Origin of the sequence: Flavobacterium ajazii (assembly GCF_010614725.1) — a bacterium.
Taxonomy (GTDB): domain Bacteria; phylum Bacteroidota; class Bacteroidia; order Flavobacteriales; family Flavobacteriaceae; genus Flavobacterium; species Flavobacterium ajazii.
This window is the reverse complement of sequence record NZ_JAAEHL010000012.1, coordinates 76,170-91,918: the sequence shown is the minus strand read 5'-3', so window position 1 is coordinate 91,918 and position 15,749 is coordinate 76,170. Positions and strand designations below refer to the sequence as shown.

The 15,749-nt window shown below is 30.9% G+C and carries 18 protein-coding genes; 7 read left to right on the top strand and 11 right to left on the bottom strand.

What is annotated here, in order from left to right:
• Positions 1 to 50 precede the first annotated feature (50 nt).
• From GWR14_RS19480 to GWR14_RS19455, 6 genes are all read right to left on the bottom strand, one after another.
• Positions 51 to 617 (bottom strand): helix-turn-helix domain-containing protein, encoded by a 567-nt coding sequence (locus GWR14_RS19480; protein WP_163410815.1) that lies wholly within the window; start codon positions 615 to 617, stop codon positions 51 to 53.
• A 242-nt stretch (positions 618 to 859) separates the two neighbouring features.
• Entirely contained in the window at positions 860 to 1,450 is a 591-nt protein-coding gene (locus tag GWR14_RS19475; RefSeq protein WP_163410814.1) for a DJ-1/PfpI family protein, read from the bottom strand.
• A 102-nt stretch (positions 1,451 to 1,552) separates the two neighbouring features.
• A complete protein-coding gene (locus tag GWR14_RS19470) occupies positions 1,553 to 2,164 on the bottom strand; it encodes a hypothetical protein (RefSeq protein WP_163410813.1) in 612 nt (203 codons plus the stop codon).
• Between the two features lie 87 nt (positions 2,165 to 2,251).
• The gene (locus tag GWR14_RS19465; RefSeq protein ID WP_163410812.1) at positions 2,252 to 2,707 is read right to left on the bottom strand and encodes a GNAT family N-acetyltransferase; all 456 of its coding nucleotides are present in this window, start codon (positions 2,705 to 2,707) and stop codon (positions 2,252 to 2,254) included.
• 57 nt (positions 2,708 to 2,764) lie between these two features.
• Complete coding sequence (locus GWR14_RS19460) at positions 2,765 to 3,562, bottom strand: carboxylesterase family protein (protein WP_246236354.1); 798 nt, start codon at positions 3,560 to 3,562, stop codon at positions 2,765 to 2,767.
• A 294-nt stretch (positions 3,563 to 3,856) separates the two neighbouring features.
• Positions 3,857 to 4,669 (bottom strand): hypothetical protein, encoded by an 813-nt coding sequence (locus tag GWR14_RS19455; protein ID WP_163410810.1) that lies wholly within the window; start codon positions 4,667 to 4,669, stop codon positions 3,857 to 3,859.
• 381 nt (positions 4,670 to 5,050) lie between these two features.
• Here GWR14_RS19455 and GWR14_RS19450 point away from each other — a divergent pair, with 381 nt between their 5' ends.
• The 3 genes from GWR14_RS19450 to GWR14_RS19440 all read left to right on the top strand — a co-directional run bounded on the left by GWR14_RS19450 (position 5,051) and on the right by GWR14_RS19440 (position 7,303).
• Entirely contained in the window at positions 5,051 to 5,449 is a 399-nt protein-coding gene (locus GWR14_RS19450) for a hypothetical protein (RefSeq protein WP_163410809.1), read from the top strand.
• A gap of 580 nt (positions 5,450 to 6,029) precedes the next feature.
• On the top strand, positions 6,030 to 6,596 hold the full coding sequence (locus tag GWR14_RS19445) for a hypothetical protein (RefSeq protein ID WP_163410808.1): 567 nt from the start codon (positions 6,030 to 6,032) through the stop codon (positions 6,594 to 6,596).
• Between the two features lie 158 nt (positions 6,597 to 6,754).
• Complete coding sequence (locus tag GWR14_RS19440; RefSeq protein WP_163410807.1) at positions 6,755 to 7,303, top strand: hypothetical protein; 549 nt, start codon at positions 6,755 to 6,757, stop codon at positions 7,301 to 7,303.
• A gap of 706 nt (positions 7,304 to 8,009) precedes the next feature.
• Here the strand turns inward: GWR14_RS19440 and GWR14_RS19435 are convergent.
• The 3 genes from GWR14_RS19435 to GWR14_RS19420 form a co-directional block, all read right to left on the bottom strand.
• Positions 8,010 to 8,567 (bottom strand): hypothetical protein, encoded by a 558-nt coding sequence (locus tag GWR14_RS19435; RefSeq protein WP_163410806.1) that lies wholly within the window; start codon positions 8,565 to 8,567, stop codon positions 8,010 to 8,012.
• A gap of 476 nt (positions 8,568 to 9,043) precedes the next feature.
• Positions 9,044 to 9,922, bottom strand: coding sequence for a hypothetical protein (locus GWR14_RS19425; RefSeq protein WP_163410805.1), 879 nt, complete (start codon positions 9,920 to 9,922; stop codon positions 9,044 to 9,046).
• Positions 9,923 to 10,011: 89 nt separating this feature from the next.
• A complete protein-coding gene (locus GWR14_RS19420; protein ID WP_163410804.1) occupies positions 10,012 to 10,221 on the bottom strand; it encodes a helix-turn-helix transcriptional regulator in 210 nt (69 codons plus the stop codon).
• 146 nt (positions 10,222 to 10,367) lie between these two features.
• Here GWR14_RS19420 and GWR14_RS19415 point away from each other — a divergent pair, with 146 nt between their 5' ends.
• Positions 10,368 to 10,565: a hypothetical protein gene (locus GWR14_RS19415; RefSeq protein ID WP_163410803.1), complete on the top strand. Its 198-nt coding sequence runs from the start codon at positions 10,368 to 10,370 to the stop codon at positions 10,563 to 10,565.
• A 193-nt stretch (positions 10,566 to 10,758) separates the two neighbouring features.
• A complete protein-coding gene (locus GWR14_RS19410; RefSeq protein ID WP_163410802.1) occupies positions 10,759 to 11,325 on the top strand; it encodes an REP-associated tyrosine transposase in 567 nt (188 codons plus the stop codon).
• Positions 11,326 to 11,482: 157 nt separating this feature from the next.
• Here the strand turns inward: GWR14_RS19410 and GWR14_RS19405 are convergent, their stop codons facing one another.
• A complete protein-coding gene (locus tag GWR14_RS19405; protein ID WP_163410801.1) occupies positions 11,483 to 11,917 on the bottom strand; it encodes a helix-turn-helix domain-containing protein in 435 nt (144 codons plus the stop codon).
• Between the two features lie 276 nt (positions 11,918 to 12,193).
• On the opposite strand from GWR14_RS19405, the gene GWR14_RS19400 reads away from it, so the two are divergent.
• Together GWR14_RS19400 and GWR14_RS19395 are read left to right on the top strand one after the other, a co-directional pair.
• Positions 12,194 to 13,486, top strand: a complete 1,293-nt coding sequence (locus GWR14_RS19400; protein ID WP_163410800.1) for an AAA family ATPase — start codon at positions 12,194 to 12,196, stop codon at positions 13,484 to 13,486.
• The gene (locus GWR14_RS19395) at positions 13,467 to 14,180 is read left to right on the top strand and encodes an RloB family protein (RefSeq protein ID WP_163410799.1); all 714 of its coding nucleotides are present in this window, start codon (positions 13,467 to 13,469) and stop codon (positions 14,178 to 14,180) included. The genes GWR14_RS19400 and GWR14_RS19395 overlap by 20 nt, the downstream gene beginning before the upstream one ends.
• Positions 14,181 to 14,544: 364 nt before the next feature.
• Here GWR14_RS19395 and GWR14_RS19390 read toward each other — a convergent pair whose 3' ends face one another.
• Complete coding sequence (locus GWR14_RS19390) at positions 14,545 to 15,633, bottom strand: efflux RND transporter periplasmic adaptor subunit (protein WP_163410798.1); 1,089 nt, start codon at positions 15,631 to 15,633, stop codon at positions 14,545 to 14,547.
• Positions 15,634 to 15,749 lie beyond the last annotated feature (116 nt).

The window sequence follows — 15,749 nt, the reverse complement described above, 5'->3', positions numbered from 1 at the left end:
TGAAGCCTGAAAATCTCCCCGACAATAACCCGCCAATTGCCTGACAGGATTTATATCATATTGAAATTCAGTTTGTAATGAAGTTTTTTTGTTTTGTCTATTGCAGCTGCATTTCTCAACACAATATACACATTAGAAAGAACCAGTAAAATCATAATTATCAGAGTAAACTGTTTTCCAAGTTTCAAAAAAATGCCAAGGATAAATATAATAGGTGCTGTGATGGTCCACATAATCTGTATTGAAACGATTTGTTTCGTCAGAGGATTTTTCATTTTCATTGTAAACATCAATACAAGCGGAATAATAATATTAAAAAGCGGTATAATGATAAACGGTAATGAAGAAAGGTTGATTAATTTTATTTTTGAATAGTTTAGAGGAATTGATTCTTCTGAAATGTTTTTTTCTTCAGAAATATCTTCGGTCACTGATATTTTATGCAACAGTTCTTTTTCCGTAATATCAAATGTTTTTGCCAAAACCCGAAGTGTGTATCCTTTTGGAGTAATTCCTGATTCAATTCGCTGAATCGTTCTTACCGAAATACCTGATTTCTCAGATAGTTCTTCCTGAGTAAGATTTTGTGATTCCCGGATACTTTTTAATTTTGACATTATGTGATTTTAAAATTACAGTTTGAAACGATAATCATTGCACTAAACAATTTATTTGATAAAGATAGAATTTTTATGAAGGACTATTCGAATTCATTTCGGTACAGAATATTTTAGTTTCATTTATTCGATTTAGATTCTTCCTTTATCGGAATTTTCAATGAAATATTGCTGAATTTCAGGATTATTCATTTTTGTAAAATCAATTACTGTCTTACTTCAGGAATGTTTTGGTGTTGAGATTATGCTGTAATAGCAATATCATATTCCATTCTTTTTGCTGTTGCTTCGGCAATTTGGAGGCCATGAAGTTTTTTAATGATATGAAATGACATGTTGATTCCTGAAGAAATTCCTCCTGCAGTAATTATAGCATCTTCATCAACAAATCTTGTATTTTTAATTACAGTAATAGCAGGATATTCTTTTTCCAGTCTTGGGATGTCCATCCAGTGTGTAGTGGCTTTTTTGTGGTCAAGCAAGCCGGCTTCGGCTAAAAGAAAAGCACCGGTACAGACAGAAGCCAGAATTTGAACTTTTTCATTTTGAGTTTTAATCCACTCCAAAACCTTTTTATTCTTAATCTCAATTTCTTCGGCACCATAACCTCCGGGAATAATCAGAATATCGATATCCGGATTTTGCTCAAAACTTGCATCAGGCTGAACTTTCAATCCATTTCTCGTGGTTATCATTTCTCCGTTCTCGCTGATTGTGATTACTTTAAATAATTTCTCATTGTCTTTTTCTGCTAACGAAAAAACTTCAAATGGTCCGGCAAAGTCAAGAACTTCAACTTCATTAAAAATAAATATTCCAACTTTTAGTTTCATTTTTTTTTTTTTTTTTTTTTTTTTTTAATTTAAGTAGTTGATTATCAATAATAAATACTAGAAGAAAAGATATTGAGTTTGATTTCAATTTCTGATTAATGACTAATTATCTGCTTTCACTGTATAATAGTCATCAAAACTAGTATAGATATGTGTTTCTTCGAGTTGTCCTTTATCATATATTTCAACTTTTGTCCTGTCTCCTGTTTTTTGGTCATAAAACATTATTTCGGTCAATCTTTTTTTGTTGTCAAATAATTCTGTTTTATGATTCCTGCCATCTTTCATATAATGGATTGATTTTAAATTTCCGTTACTTTTATAATAATAACTTTTTACGTTATAAAAATCTCCTCTTTTATAAGTTTGACCTTCGTAAGTATATTCATTAGTGTATTTCCCCTCAGTTACTAATTGTTTTTTATTGTTGTAAATAAAATAATAAGCTTCATTTCTGGGGTTTATCAATTCATAACGCATTTGTAGTTCAGGATTACTGCAAGGACGGCTTATCATTACTTCTTCCTGTCTAAAAACAGATATATCATTTTGCGAAACCCATAAAGTGTCTGTCCCTGATGTATTCTTTTTGTATTTTATTTTTGAAATGATACTATTTTCTTTTTCAGAAGAATGCTTTTCAGTTGTAAAATTACAGCTGATTGCACTAAAAAATAATAATAGAATAAGCGGAATTATTTTTATTTCATTCATTTTTTTGAATAGAGTATTTTTGAATTTCTTCATCGTTTTTAAAACTTTCATCTATAGTAGAAAAGTTTATAATTGCCAGAATTATTTTTAAGACCGCTTGTATTCCATATTATACATATCAAAACCTGCAGCCCAATAATCTTTTTTGATTTCGAAAAGTTCAAAGCCTTGTTTTTCATAAAATTTATACGCTATTTGTGAGGTTCTGACAGTAATTCGCTGAATACTTTCAATTGAATTAAGTTTGTCGATTCTGTGTTTAAGCAGTTTTGTCCCTAAAGACTTTCCCTGATAAGCAGGATGAAATATATCCCAGCTAATTTTCCCGTTTGTTTTGTTGTCAGCAAAGTTGATTCCGCCACAGCCAACAATTTTTTTGTCATAAAGCAAAACATAATAAAGTTCTCTTTCTGTCTCTAAATACCTTTTCAAATCTTCTTCTTCATCTGCAGCAAAGAACTTAGGGATATTCAATTTTATCAAATTTACGACCTCACCCTTATCGTTTGTTTGATACTCTCTTATCGTAATCAGGTTTGTCATTTTACTATGTTTTATTTATCAAGATTGGGAATGTAATCCTTTCGTTACCCCATTTTTTTATTTATGTTTTTGAAACAGCCACTTTGGGATCTCTTCGGTTATTAAAAACGGAATGACAATGTTGTTATGATTTAGGTTACTTAAAGTTGTAAAAATCAATTTTTTGTTTGAAGATAATTTATTAAACAATTCAACACTTCCGAAATAAGGATTCTCATCATCTTTTTCTCCATGAATGAGCCATATATTTTTGCTGTTTAATTTTTTAAGATTTGAAAAATCAGGAACAGCTGCAACAGAAATAGTTGCTGCAAATTTGTCTGGCGCAATATTTAGCAAATTTTGTGCAGTTGAACCACCCATAGAATAACCAATTAAGTAAATTCTTTTTGTATCAATGTCAGGATATTCTTTTTCAACATTTTGAATTAATTCTAATAGGGAAAAAACATCCTGTGAAGGTTTTGAAATTTGAATACCATCACTATTTTTTTCATAATTTGAAGAGCGTGTGTTGAATTGTGGTGCAAGTACATAACATTGATATTTGTTATAAATTTCAGGTCTCAACCAAATTTTTGCAAATGGTTCAAGTTGATTTTCATTATCATTCCCAATTCGGCTAGAGTTGTGGAAAGTAATTACTAAAGGGTATTTTTGGTTAGGATTATCTTTTTTTGGTGTTAAAAGCCTATAAGGAATTTGTGTGTTTTCTTTAGTAAATATTTTTTTTAGAAAGACATCCGTATTTAAGCTATTTACTATTTGCCTATTATTTACAAAAGTTAAACTATCAACTGTTGTATCCCGCAACTCTTTTTTCTGTGCAAAAGCCAAATTTGCAGTTAAAGTCAAAAAAAGTAACGCTATAATTTGTTCTAAATTTCTTTCGTACATACGGATTTTATAAAATTTTGGCTTTAGTAGAAGATTTTTTAAATAATAGCTCTAAAGATAAACAAAATTTGAGTTTACCGATTTCAATTGCATTTTGCCTTCCTCATTTATTTTAAAAATTTATAGCTGTATGCAATTGAATACCGTGTAGTCATTGTGTACTTTTTAATTAAAAGCGAACATTGTGCTCATTGATGCAAACTAAGTCAATTAAATTACAACAAATAAAAAAAATGATATTTATAGCGATCTTTAATTTTCAAGCCAGCTATAGAATCTGATGTTGTTCCAACCGTTAATAGAAATACTGACACCATCATTTTTTTCAATATTTTGAGCAGAATAATCGTTTAAGGTAGCCGCCAGTTTGTTAAATTCCTGAACACTTTTATATTTAAAAAATTTGCTGGGATGATTGACCCAATTTCCGGTAGTTGTTTCAGGATAAGGGATTCTTCCTTCGCCTTCGAAATTAAATTCTGTAAAATCCGGGTTTTGCTTAATCAGGGTATAAAAATCAGTATAAATTTGCGTGTTATTTTTATTAGTTCCGCACACGTAGGCAAATGAATTTGACGGAATCCTAAAAGTTTTGTTGTATAATGAGGTTGTGAAATGTTTTTCAATAAGTCTAATAGCTATTTTTTGAGCATTAATGTCTATGGAATACTTGTCGATTTTATCTCCGTTTATAAACGTAATTTTATCTGTGTTTTCCGATAAGTCGATGTAGGAGATTGCCGGTCCAATTGCAGTAAAACAGCCACTAGGTTCTGCTATTTTATCGAATCGTACGATTAGTTCGTTTCCTTTTGTAAACTGAGTTGTGCTTATACCATAATTAATACACGGAAATTCTTCTTCGGTAATTAGTTTTAATTTTAAAACTGGCGATTGTGAGGCGTCTGTACCGGGATATACTTCCTCAGGCATAAAATTAATAGCCGGGACATTAGAAATTTTGGTAATGTAATTATGATAATCAGAACTATCGTTTTTGTTGTCATCAGAACTGCAGGCATTAATCATAAATCCAATCAGGATCAGGAATGTAATTTTTTTCATAATAGCTGTTTTATTTACATAGATGATTCTTTTACAAAAGGTTGCGTGAAATGGCTGAAGTGTAAAATTGAAATATAAATTTATTGCTTGGCTTTTATTTTATTAGATACGCACTCCCTTCTTAGAAACATTTTTCTTAACCCTGGCAAATGTCTGACTTTCCATATCTCATTTGGTGATTGTTTGCAAGAGTACCAGAGGAAATGAACATAAAACTATAATGATGTTTTAATGTACAGTTTGATTGTTTAATATACTTTTGCAAAATAAACTTACAAATAATTAATAACTATTTTGATTTTTTAGTGATACAAAAGTTCGTAAAAAGTCATTTAACGATTGACTCCTTACAATACACCTTGTAAATAAAAATCACAACTTATGAGAACATTCTTGATTCTAATTGTTTTTTATCTTTTTATCAGTGCAAAAGCTCAACAGACTTTAAAAGATACTATCTACTTTAAGTATGATACTGATTATATCACTATGCATGTTGAGATTCCTAAACATTTGTACATAAAAGATGGAAGTGGTACGAGTTACGGAAACTTTTATTTCACAGAAATAAAAACAATTAAAGCTCCGAATGTAAAGTCAAAAGTAGCCTGTCTGAAAAAATTTATTCGTTCTTCAAAATTTTATGATAAAAAAAGAGCCCCAAAATTAAATGACTATGCTTTATACGAGGAATTTGAGAAATTTATTCCTGTTTTTGTAAAGAAAACTAACGGCATTAAAGAATATATTTTGACAGATCCCAGTTTTGAGATTGAATAATTTAATCCGTCGGGTGAAATTGTTTAAAAAAATTGATTTGATTATGAAAAGTATAAAAATCCCCGCTCCCGCACGAATCCTTTCGTGTGGGCTTTTGAAACCTAAATTTTATCATTTTGTACTCGTTGCAAATAAGGACCAAAGAGGTTTTCATTATTTTTAGGAGCAGAAAAATTGTCCTTATAATAGCTTTTGGTCCCGCTGTCCTTCCAATCTTTTATTTTTTAAAGGAAAAAATAAAAGGATTTTCCCTCCCATCGGGGCTAAATAAGAAGTTTAGTTTTTTATGGTGATATAGTAATATTTAGAATGCTTTTTGAGGTATAAGAAAATCTGGTTTTCAAAAGCCCACACGAAAGGATTCGTGCGGGAGCGGGGGGAATTCTATGTTTGATGAACACTCCGGAAAGCCTCAAATAATTTTGGCAGTAATTGCTTATTTTTCTATGTTTGTTTTTTAAACGAGCTTGAGGTTTAAATATGGAAAATAAAGCAACCGCAAACTACAGGATTATAATGCTATTGATGTAATTATAATTATTATTCAACTAATTTATTTATAAATAATTCAATTCTCAAAATGAAAAAACTGCTATTGCTTACTTATTTGTTTTTATCAATTTCGGCACAATCTCAGGAAGTATCACCATACTATCCGGCAAAGCATGTTGTAGATAACCCTGCTACTTTTACAAGTCAAATAACTTATTTTGATATGAATTACATTACAAATAATATCAGTGAGTTTCTTACTTATAGAATGAATATGGTGGTAACAAAAAGCGATGATAGTAAATTGCTTTATGATGGTGGATCTTACTCAATAACCTACACTGATAGATTAGCGCAGTCAGGATATAAAACCCTTGTTTTTAATTACAGCATTGGAAAAGTTGACGATATTTATACAATTAAATCTTTGAAAATTACAGGGGCAGAAGACCGTCTTATTCCTTTCTTTGTTAATTTTTGGCAAACAACTAAAAACTTTACAGCTCCTGCAGGCAATTCAGATGTATCACTTTTGACAGGTCAGGATGTTGCAAAATTTTATTTTAACAAAGGCAAACCTTATATAACTGTTACAAATAATACCTTTAAATCAATAGAGGAATTTACAGAATATTTTCATAAACTAAAAGGTTAGAAACCCAAAGCCACTGTAAAAAGTGGTTTTTTTATGGCTTCAAATCATGTTTGAAAATAGGAATAAATAAAGCCTCAAACTACAGGATCATAATCCTATTGGTCTAATTATAATTATCATTCAACTAATTTTTATTTATAAATAATTCAATTCTCAAAATGAAAAAACTACTATTATTTACTTATTTGTTTTTATCAATTTCGGCACAATCTCAGGATTTTGCAAAAGACACTCTTTTAGTTAATGGCACACAATCCGCCTCAATTATTAGAATCAAAAATCATAAAATATTTATAGCCCAAAATCAAGAAATGCAAAAATCATATATAAAACAAAAGGATGGTTCTTTTGTCTCTAATGGAGTTCCATATGTAGAAATCTATATAGATAAAAAAGCACATACTATTGGTAGTACAACAGAATATGTTGATATCATGTTTGATAAATTAAATACTGGTTCTGGTAGCAGTAATGAAATAATTGCATTAGATAATACCCGAATATTAATACACTATAGAAAAATAGAAAAAGAAAAAAAGGAACAAATGGTTGTATTTTATCCCCTTGCAGATAGATTTTTAAATTTCAGTTTTGTTTTTTATTACACAGATGATAAAAATAGATCTAGTAAGGAAAATACCGTTTATTCTATTATCAAAGATGGTATTTTGGTTTTAGAAGATTATTTTTTATATCGTAAAATTTAAACCCACACAGTGGACTTTTTTTATGTAGAAAAAATTTATATTTTTTCTCTATGACACGCAATGAAAGACTTACCGAAAGAAACAACCAAGTGAGAAAGCTTTTTTATGATCTACAGGTAAAAAATCCGAAGTGGCGTATTGATGCTATCATTGAATAAGTTGCCGACAGGTTCTTTTTATCTAACAGAACTATTGAGGCTATCATTAAATTCGAAGGGGTCTACAATGATGATGCTAAGACAGCAGAATCTGTACAGCCAACATTATTTCAATTTTTATAAAACGTATAATAAATTTTTATTTGCATAGTCAGACTTACGGGTAGGGCAAAGTAGGCGTTTAGTAGCAATACTAAACGCCTGTTTGATTTATAACAATTAGGTTTCCCCGCTCCCGCACGAATCCTTTCGTGTGGACTTTTGAAACCTAAATTTTATCATTTTGTACTCGTTGAAAATAAGCACCAAAGAGGTTTCCATTATTTTTAGGAGCAGAAAAATTGTCCTTATAATAGCTTTTAGTCCCGTTGTCCTTCCAATCTTTTATTTTTTAAAGGAAAAAATAAAAGGATTTTCCCTCCCATCGGGGCTAGATTAGAAATTTATTTTTTTATGATGATATATAGTTGTATTTAGAATGTTTTTTGAGGTATAAGAAAATCTGGTTTTCAAAAGCCCACACGAAAGGACTCATGTGGGAGTAGGGCTTAATCCGAACCACCAAAATGCAAGAATAATATTTGGTTGCCCAGGTCAAATAAAAAGTCGTTACAATATCCTTCATAATACCCTTCATATTCTTCTTCCTTGGGATGCCAATCTATTTCAACTCGATAAAGTCGTGGCTGTTCACCAACAATGTTTTCTAAACAGTCCAAAAACTTATCCTGTAATAAATGGTCAATATAAAAATCGTCATCTAAACGGATTTTTTCAATCAATTTTTCTGCTCCCTGTTTATAATGCCCACGCTCATCGAAAAGAATTTGTCTATTTGTTTTAATAAAGGTTTCAGCTATTATCTGGTCAAAATAATGACGTAGTTCTTTTTTGAGCACATCCCGCCAATTGGTTACTACGGGTTCTGTTTTAACAAGCCATTTATTTTTATTAAAATGCTTTCTGATTGTATCCTGAAAATCAGAATTAACTTTTCTAATAAGTTCTACAGTGTACGATTTTCCATCATTGTGAAATGTATTTATATACGAAATGCTATCAATAAAGCCTCTAATATAATTCAAATTGTCTCTATAGTCTTCCATTTGTTTCAGTTTTGGGTAAATGATGAACAACGTACCGCCGACTTTAAACAGTGGCAATTTTATTACTGATGTTGACAAATATATCGAAAAGTTTAAAGGGAAAAAGTAAAATAGGAGTAAAGACTTTAAAGTGCTGATAGTTCCGTCCGATAGCGCAGAATTACTTCGTCAGTTCGCTATCGCTCGTGTGTATTATGTGCCGTAAAGTAAAGCAAGAAAAATTGCCTTTTAAATTTTTAAAAATCTCAAAACAAATCTAACAATACTACATCTAAATCATTTTCTAAACCTGCATAATTTCGTGCTGAACTAAAATAATAATCTTCAGGTAAAGTCACAATTTTGTCTTTCACAGGATTGTTGTGAATATAATTATTTTTTGCTTAATAAAAAGCCCACACGAAAGGATTCGTGCGGGAGCGGGGGGGATAATTTTTATAATTATTACTCCATAATAATGTAAATCCTTAATTATTTTATGTATTTTGAATAAAATAACAAGCCACTTTTGAAGTCGGTTCAAAGAATACAAACAAATCTCCATCTCCCCAAAAGTTTAGTTCTTCATAATAACGTTTATACGAATCATTTTTGGGCTCTACATTTGTTCTTTTAGTCGTAACTCCACCAATCAGCTGGCAAAGAAACTTCATTCTTTTTCCTGATTTCGGACACATTGGAATGTCTGGATATTGTAGCCAGTTTGGTATTCCTGAATGTCCTTCCCCTGAGAATTCTATACTTTCAACAAACGAAAATTTTACTTCATGAAAGACAATTTCTGAGTTTTGATTTAAGTCACTATAAGATGTATCGGCTTTTTCAACTTCTTCTCTATTAATTAGAGAAGGTCTGTCAGGGTTTGAGTAGTCCAAAAAAACATTTCCAATATTCAAATAAATTGGACAAATCAAATGAATGTTAAATGGTAACCAATTAAAATTTTTGTCCTGATTGTTAATATAGCCCAAATATTGAAATGGAACTACACAATTGTTCTCAGGAAGCAGGAAACCGTTTGGTAGTTCGCCTCCAAGTTGGTGAAGTCCATTTTCGTTGTCAATTATTTCCAGAATTCTATTTTCTTTAAATTCTTTGTACTCAAGACCAATTTCATCTGTTTCAAGTTCATGTTCTTTTCTGTTTCCTTCTTCATACTCATAAGCTTTTATTAGTTTATTATTTTCAAAAACTAATTCCATTCCAAAATAAAGTTTCTCAACAGTAAGTTTATTAGTTATTTGTGTAGCTATAAAATTTTCACATTGTTGGTTTCCATTCAAGCGGACTTCGCTACCTGCAAGGAAAATACTTTTAGTTATTTTATTTTGTTTTTTAAATAAATTTTTAAACACTGTTTTGAGTTTTTGGAATGTTGTTATTAGATGGTGTATTGTATTTTCACGAACGAAACACTCATACTAGTAAAGAGGAATCCTAATTTCTATTTATCCTTATTTGAAATCAAAAGATCACAAATATCAACATCCAAAAAAACGGCAATTTTTTGTAACTCTTTAAGATGTGGTTGGGATTTGTTAATACACCAATTTGAAACAGTATGTTCGTTCTTTTCAAGTTGAGCCGCCAATTCCTTTTGGCTTACACCTTTTCGTACTAACACCTCTTTTATTTTGTTAATTTTCTCGTCCATAAATCAAAAATAGTTAATGTAATTCAGTAATGCACTAATGAAAGTATAGATTTCATTAATGAAATAATAAATTGTTATTTTGTTTTGCATTAATGTAATTTTGTTTTACATTTATCTTGTCGTTAGATAATAATAAAAATATAATTATGAATACTCGATATACAAAAGCAGATTTAGAAAGGATTGTAATGGTTCAACTGGAAAATTTGAACGCAATGCATGATCTCTTAAGTATTATGAAAGTTCAGAATGAATTATTGCATAATGCCAATAAAAAATTGAAAGAAGAAACAGCCGATTTCAAGACAAAACAATACCAACATTCAACAAGAGGACGTAAATGAGAATTAATCCTGATTTTACTTTTGGCTATGGTTGCGTATATCTGCGCAATTGGGTAAATGATGCACAATGTCCCACCACGTTGCTCCCGCACGAATCCTTTCGAGTGGACTTTTGAAACCTAATTTTATGGATTGTTTTCATGCTTAAAGTTAATAATTTATATATTTACAGAATAATCTTATTTTTTTATCAATGAGCAGAAATTACAAATTTCATAATCCTGAAGGCCTCTATTTTATAAGTTTTGCAGTAGTAGGTTGGTTAGATGTGTTTACCCGAAATGAATATAAAGATTTGTTTATTGAAAGCACTCGTTATTGTCAGAAAAACAAAGGATTAGAAATTCATGCATGGTGTATTATGAGTAATCACGTGCATTTGGTTTTTCGTAGTATAAAGGGGCAAAATCCTGAATTATTAGTGGGTGATTTAAAAAGGTTTACCAGTAATTCAATAGTAAAAAGTATACAGGAAAATCCAAAAGAGAGCCGGAAAGAATTTCTATTGGATTTTTTCAGAAAAGAAGCCCAAAAGAGTTCAAATGTAAAACATTACCAATTTTGGCGTCATGATAACAAACCAATAGAGTTGTGGAGTAATAAAGTGATTCAGCAAAAAATAGATTATGTTCATAATAATCCGGTTGAAGCGGGCTTAGTATATAAACCTGAAGATTATGTGTACAGTAGTGCTATAGATTATTCAGGACAAAAAGGTCTTATTGATGATATAGTTTTATTTAGAATGTTTGAGGTATAAGAAAATCTGGTTTTCAAAAGCCCACACGAAAGGATTCGTGCGGGAGCGAGGGGGTATGATACCCTTATCTTTTTACATTGATCCATTAAAAAGGCTCAACTAAACTGTTGAGCCTTTTATTTCGTATGAAGTAATACTTTCAAATTACTTCTATTTTCTATTTGTTAATAAGCTTTTCCAGCTTAGCCATCATCTCTTCTTTTTCTTTCAGCATACGTTCGTAAAGAGCAATTTTTTCATTATTAAGCTTTTTAATTTCCTCTAATGCTTCTATCCACTTCTCAGATGTATTGATTGTTGAATTTATTTGAAATAATTGTCCTGTAGCATTATCATTGACAGTTGTTACTGTATTTGCGATAATATTTACTGCTTGCTCCTCATCAAAATTCTGGAATGCTTCAACAGGAATTTTTAATGCATTTGAAATTTGTCTGAGCATATCATCTTCAATTACATCTTTTTGCTCCAACAAAGAAATTTTCTTCTGATTCCAGTCGTTACCCAAATCAAAAGCCAATGCTTCCTGTTTGATGCCCAACATTTCCCTGAATCGTTTTACATTTCTTCCCTGATGTATTTTTTGTTCCATAATATCAATTTTCTGAAGGCTCAAAGCCATTTGCATTAAAAAGTCTTAATTTCAAAGGTAAAAAAATATTCAGTATAATATTAATCTTTCGTTTCCTCTTTTAGAATAGAATGGAATTCTGCTCAATTGGGGTTCAAAAGCCACACGAAAGGATTCGTGCGGGAGCGGGGATGTCTTTTTCTGTTATTTGCTTAAATTTTTCAAATTTCAAAATAATTACGATATATAATTGATTTAAATATGTAAATTTGAAGAATATAATCAATATTGGTAAAAATGATAGTAGAATTTAGTGTCAAGAACTTTAGATCTATATCTGATTTGCAGACAATTAGTTTTGTTTCGACAAATCTAAAGAGTTCAAAAGAGAATGAGGACGTTGATAGTAACAATATTGTTCCATATGGAGATATGAAGTTATTAAAAACAGTAGGGATTTATGGTGCTAATGCAAGTGGAAAAAGTAATGTTATAAAAGCACTTGAATTCTTTTGTGAAGCTATTTCAGATTTGCCTAGTCCAGAATCAAGATTAGCAAGATTAGCACAACCATTTTTTTATCAAAATGATTATGAAGATACAGAATCATTTTTTCAAATTGTTCTAATTGTTGAAGGTAAAAAATATAGATACGGTTTTACAGTTAAAAAGAATTATGAAGCAAAAAATAACCTAAATGCGAGTAGGGAAATTATAACTAGTGAATGGTTATTTGGGCCTAAAAACGTCAATCAAGGGAGATATTTTTCTAGGAAAAACTTAGAAGTTGATAAAGTAAATTTGCCAGGCAACGAGAGTATTGCTCCTTTAGAATATGAACATACACTTTTTTTAATTCATGCTGCATCTTATAATAAAGACATTTGTGCAAATATTAGAAACAACATAAAAGGTTATATTACCTCAAAATTTGGTACAAGAAGTGATTTCTATAGATTTCATTCCATAAGACAAATTGAAATTGATGAATTAAAGCCAAGATTTATTGAATTTTTGAAATCTTTCGGGTTGAATTACGAAGATATTTATTTTAAAAAAGATGATGATTCGAAGGAAATTAATATTTTTCCACTTGATAAATTGTTTTTAACGAAAAAGGCATGTCATGATTTAGATAAAATTGTGACTCTTAATATGCAGGATAATGAATCGGACGGAACAAAAAAGTTGTTTGATATTGCTGGTCTTTTGTTGCATGCTTTTAACATTGAAATAAGCGGATTAATTATTTTAGATGAAATAGATAGCAATTTTCATCCATCCTTATTAACCAAATTAATTAGTTTGTTTAATGATCCTGAAATAAATAAATCAAATGTTCAACTTTTATTTACTAGTCATGATACAAACTTGTTAAGTCCATCTTTAATGAGAAGGGATCAGTTTTATTTTGCTGAAAAAGAAGAGAATGAAGGGACAAGATTATATTCATTAGCAGAATTAAAAGGCATTAGAAATGATGCTGATTTTGCTAAACAATATTTAGCTGGATTTTACGGGGGTGTACCTGTTCTATCTAATTTTTTAGATGATAAAAATATAAATGATGATGGAACCTTGGGAAATTAAAACGGATGATACTAGAAAGGTAAATTCCAAAAAGCTCTTTATTATATTTTGTGAAGATGGTGCAGTTGAACCAGCCTATTTTGAACTGTTTAAAAAAGAAGATATACAAATTTCTGCTTTTGGAAATACTAAACAACATCATGCACAAGTTGATTATGCAACTGAATATTTTAGAAAGAATGATTTAATTGAGGTTGATGAACATGGTCTTGAAATATTGAAAATTGATGAAGGAGCACAAGTATGGTGTGTTTTTGATAGAGATAAAGAGCCAAATGATCAAAAAGATACAGCTTTTAATGATTCAATAGTGACAGCTAATTCTAAAGGTATTAAAACAGCTTGGAGCAATGATGATTTTGAACTTTGGATATTGCTACATTTTGAAGATGTGAATCCAGCAAGTCAAGAGTATGCAAATAGAGTAAAATATTATGAACGGTTAACAGAAATTTTAAAAAATAAACTTCCCGAAGAAGCATCTTTTCAAAATCCGAAGTTTGATTATTATACTTCAATGAAATCAAAGGCTAAATTTTTGAGATATACTTATCAATTAATGAAAGGAAATGTTGGTAACGCAATCGAAAGAGCTAAATTACTAGAGAAATATCATTCAACTCCACCTAAACCGACCCATTTGCATTGTCCATGCACAAAAGTACACCATTTAGTAATAGAATTATTAAGTTGAAACTGTCGCTCTGTTTTAAGATATCGCCTAACTTGTATATATGTATGAAATCATCATACATAGCCACCTATTTTTGGTTAGATATTTATGACTGCTGTCATACTTCGTTTTAATTTTTAAATGTAATAAAAAATAATGTTTCAAAAATAATTTCTTTTGAAGCATTGTTTTACTGAAAACCGTAAACCTCTTTTTGAAAATCTAAATCCTAGCCCTGATAGCAGTGAAAATCCTTTTGTGCCGGGGTTCGGCACAAAAGATTGTAACGTATAGCAGGAACCAGCTCCTAAACAAAAAAAAGTGCCATAAAACCTAAGTCTTACAACACTTTCAAACAAATCAATAATTAATTAAAGCGTACAGGTTATTCGTTTATGATATCGCCTTCTTTGGTTTCTTCGCTGGCGATTTTTATCAGTTTATCTTTCGGGTTCAGGTCTCCGAATATTTCAATTTTATCGTCGATTTCTCTTCCTTTTTTTACGTCAACTCTTGTGGCTTTGTGATTGACCACTTTGATGACAAACATCCCTTCGGCGGCGTTCACCAAAGCCGATTTTGGTACTACAAACGTACTGTCTTTCGCGTTAAGCGGCAATAAAACTTCGGCCACCATTCCCGGTAATAAATTGCCTTTGGTGTTGTGTACATCCATTTCGACTCTTTCAGAACGTAGTTTCAAATCTAATGCTCCAGACATTCTCGTGATCGTAGCTTTAAAAGTGTCCGGCAATGATTTTACGTTAAAACTCATTTCGTCGCCGTTATGTAAATAGCCTGTGTACAATTCCGGAACTGAAACCGCCAGACGCAGTTTGTTTTGCTGCTGAATCGTCAGTAAAGGCAAATCTGAACCTTTTCCGGCAGGACCAACAAAGGTTCCTAAATTCACGTTTCTTGCTGCCACGACACCGTCAAAAGGCGCACGGATTTCAAGATAACTTCTCATGATTTTTACCTCTTTATGAGCCGCAACAGCTGCCTGATATTGTGCGTAATCCGAATTTTTCTTTCCACTTGCCATTTCCAGATCGTTTTTAGAAATCGTTCCTTCAACCTTGCTCGTTTCGTACAAACGGTTGTAGGTACTTTTACTGGTGGCGTAAATCGCTTCCATAGATTTCAGTCTGGATTCGGCTGCTGCCAGTTGCGAACTGATTTCCGGTGCTTCCAGAACGATCAAAAGCTGTCCTTTGGTTACTTTTGAACCAATATCTACTTTCAGCGTTTTTACGAAACTGCTTACTTTGGCATACAAATCTACCTGCTGAAAACCGGTTAATTCGGCCGGTAAACGTAATTCGGTAGTCAGTTTTTCTTTTGCGAGAAGAAAGGTTTCTGTTTTCGGTTCTATTTCTGCTGTAACAACTTCTTCCTTTTTAGAATTACAGCTGTTCAGGAAAAATAATGCTGCAAAAAACAGCGGGCTGTATTTTATAATTTTAGTGTTCATTTTTTGGTTTTATATAATGAATATGTTTTAAGCTTTTGGGTGAAAGTGAATAAAATTTAATTTAACACATAGAATCATAGCTCTTCTTTACGGGTAAAGGCGTTTCACTTGTTTCA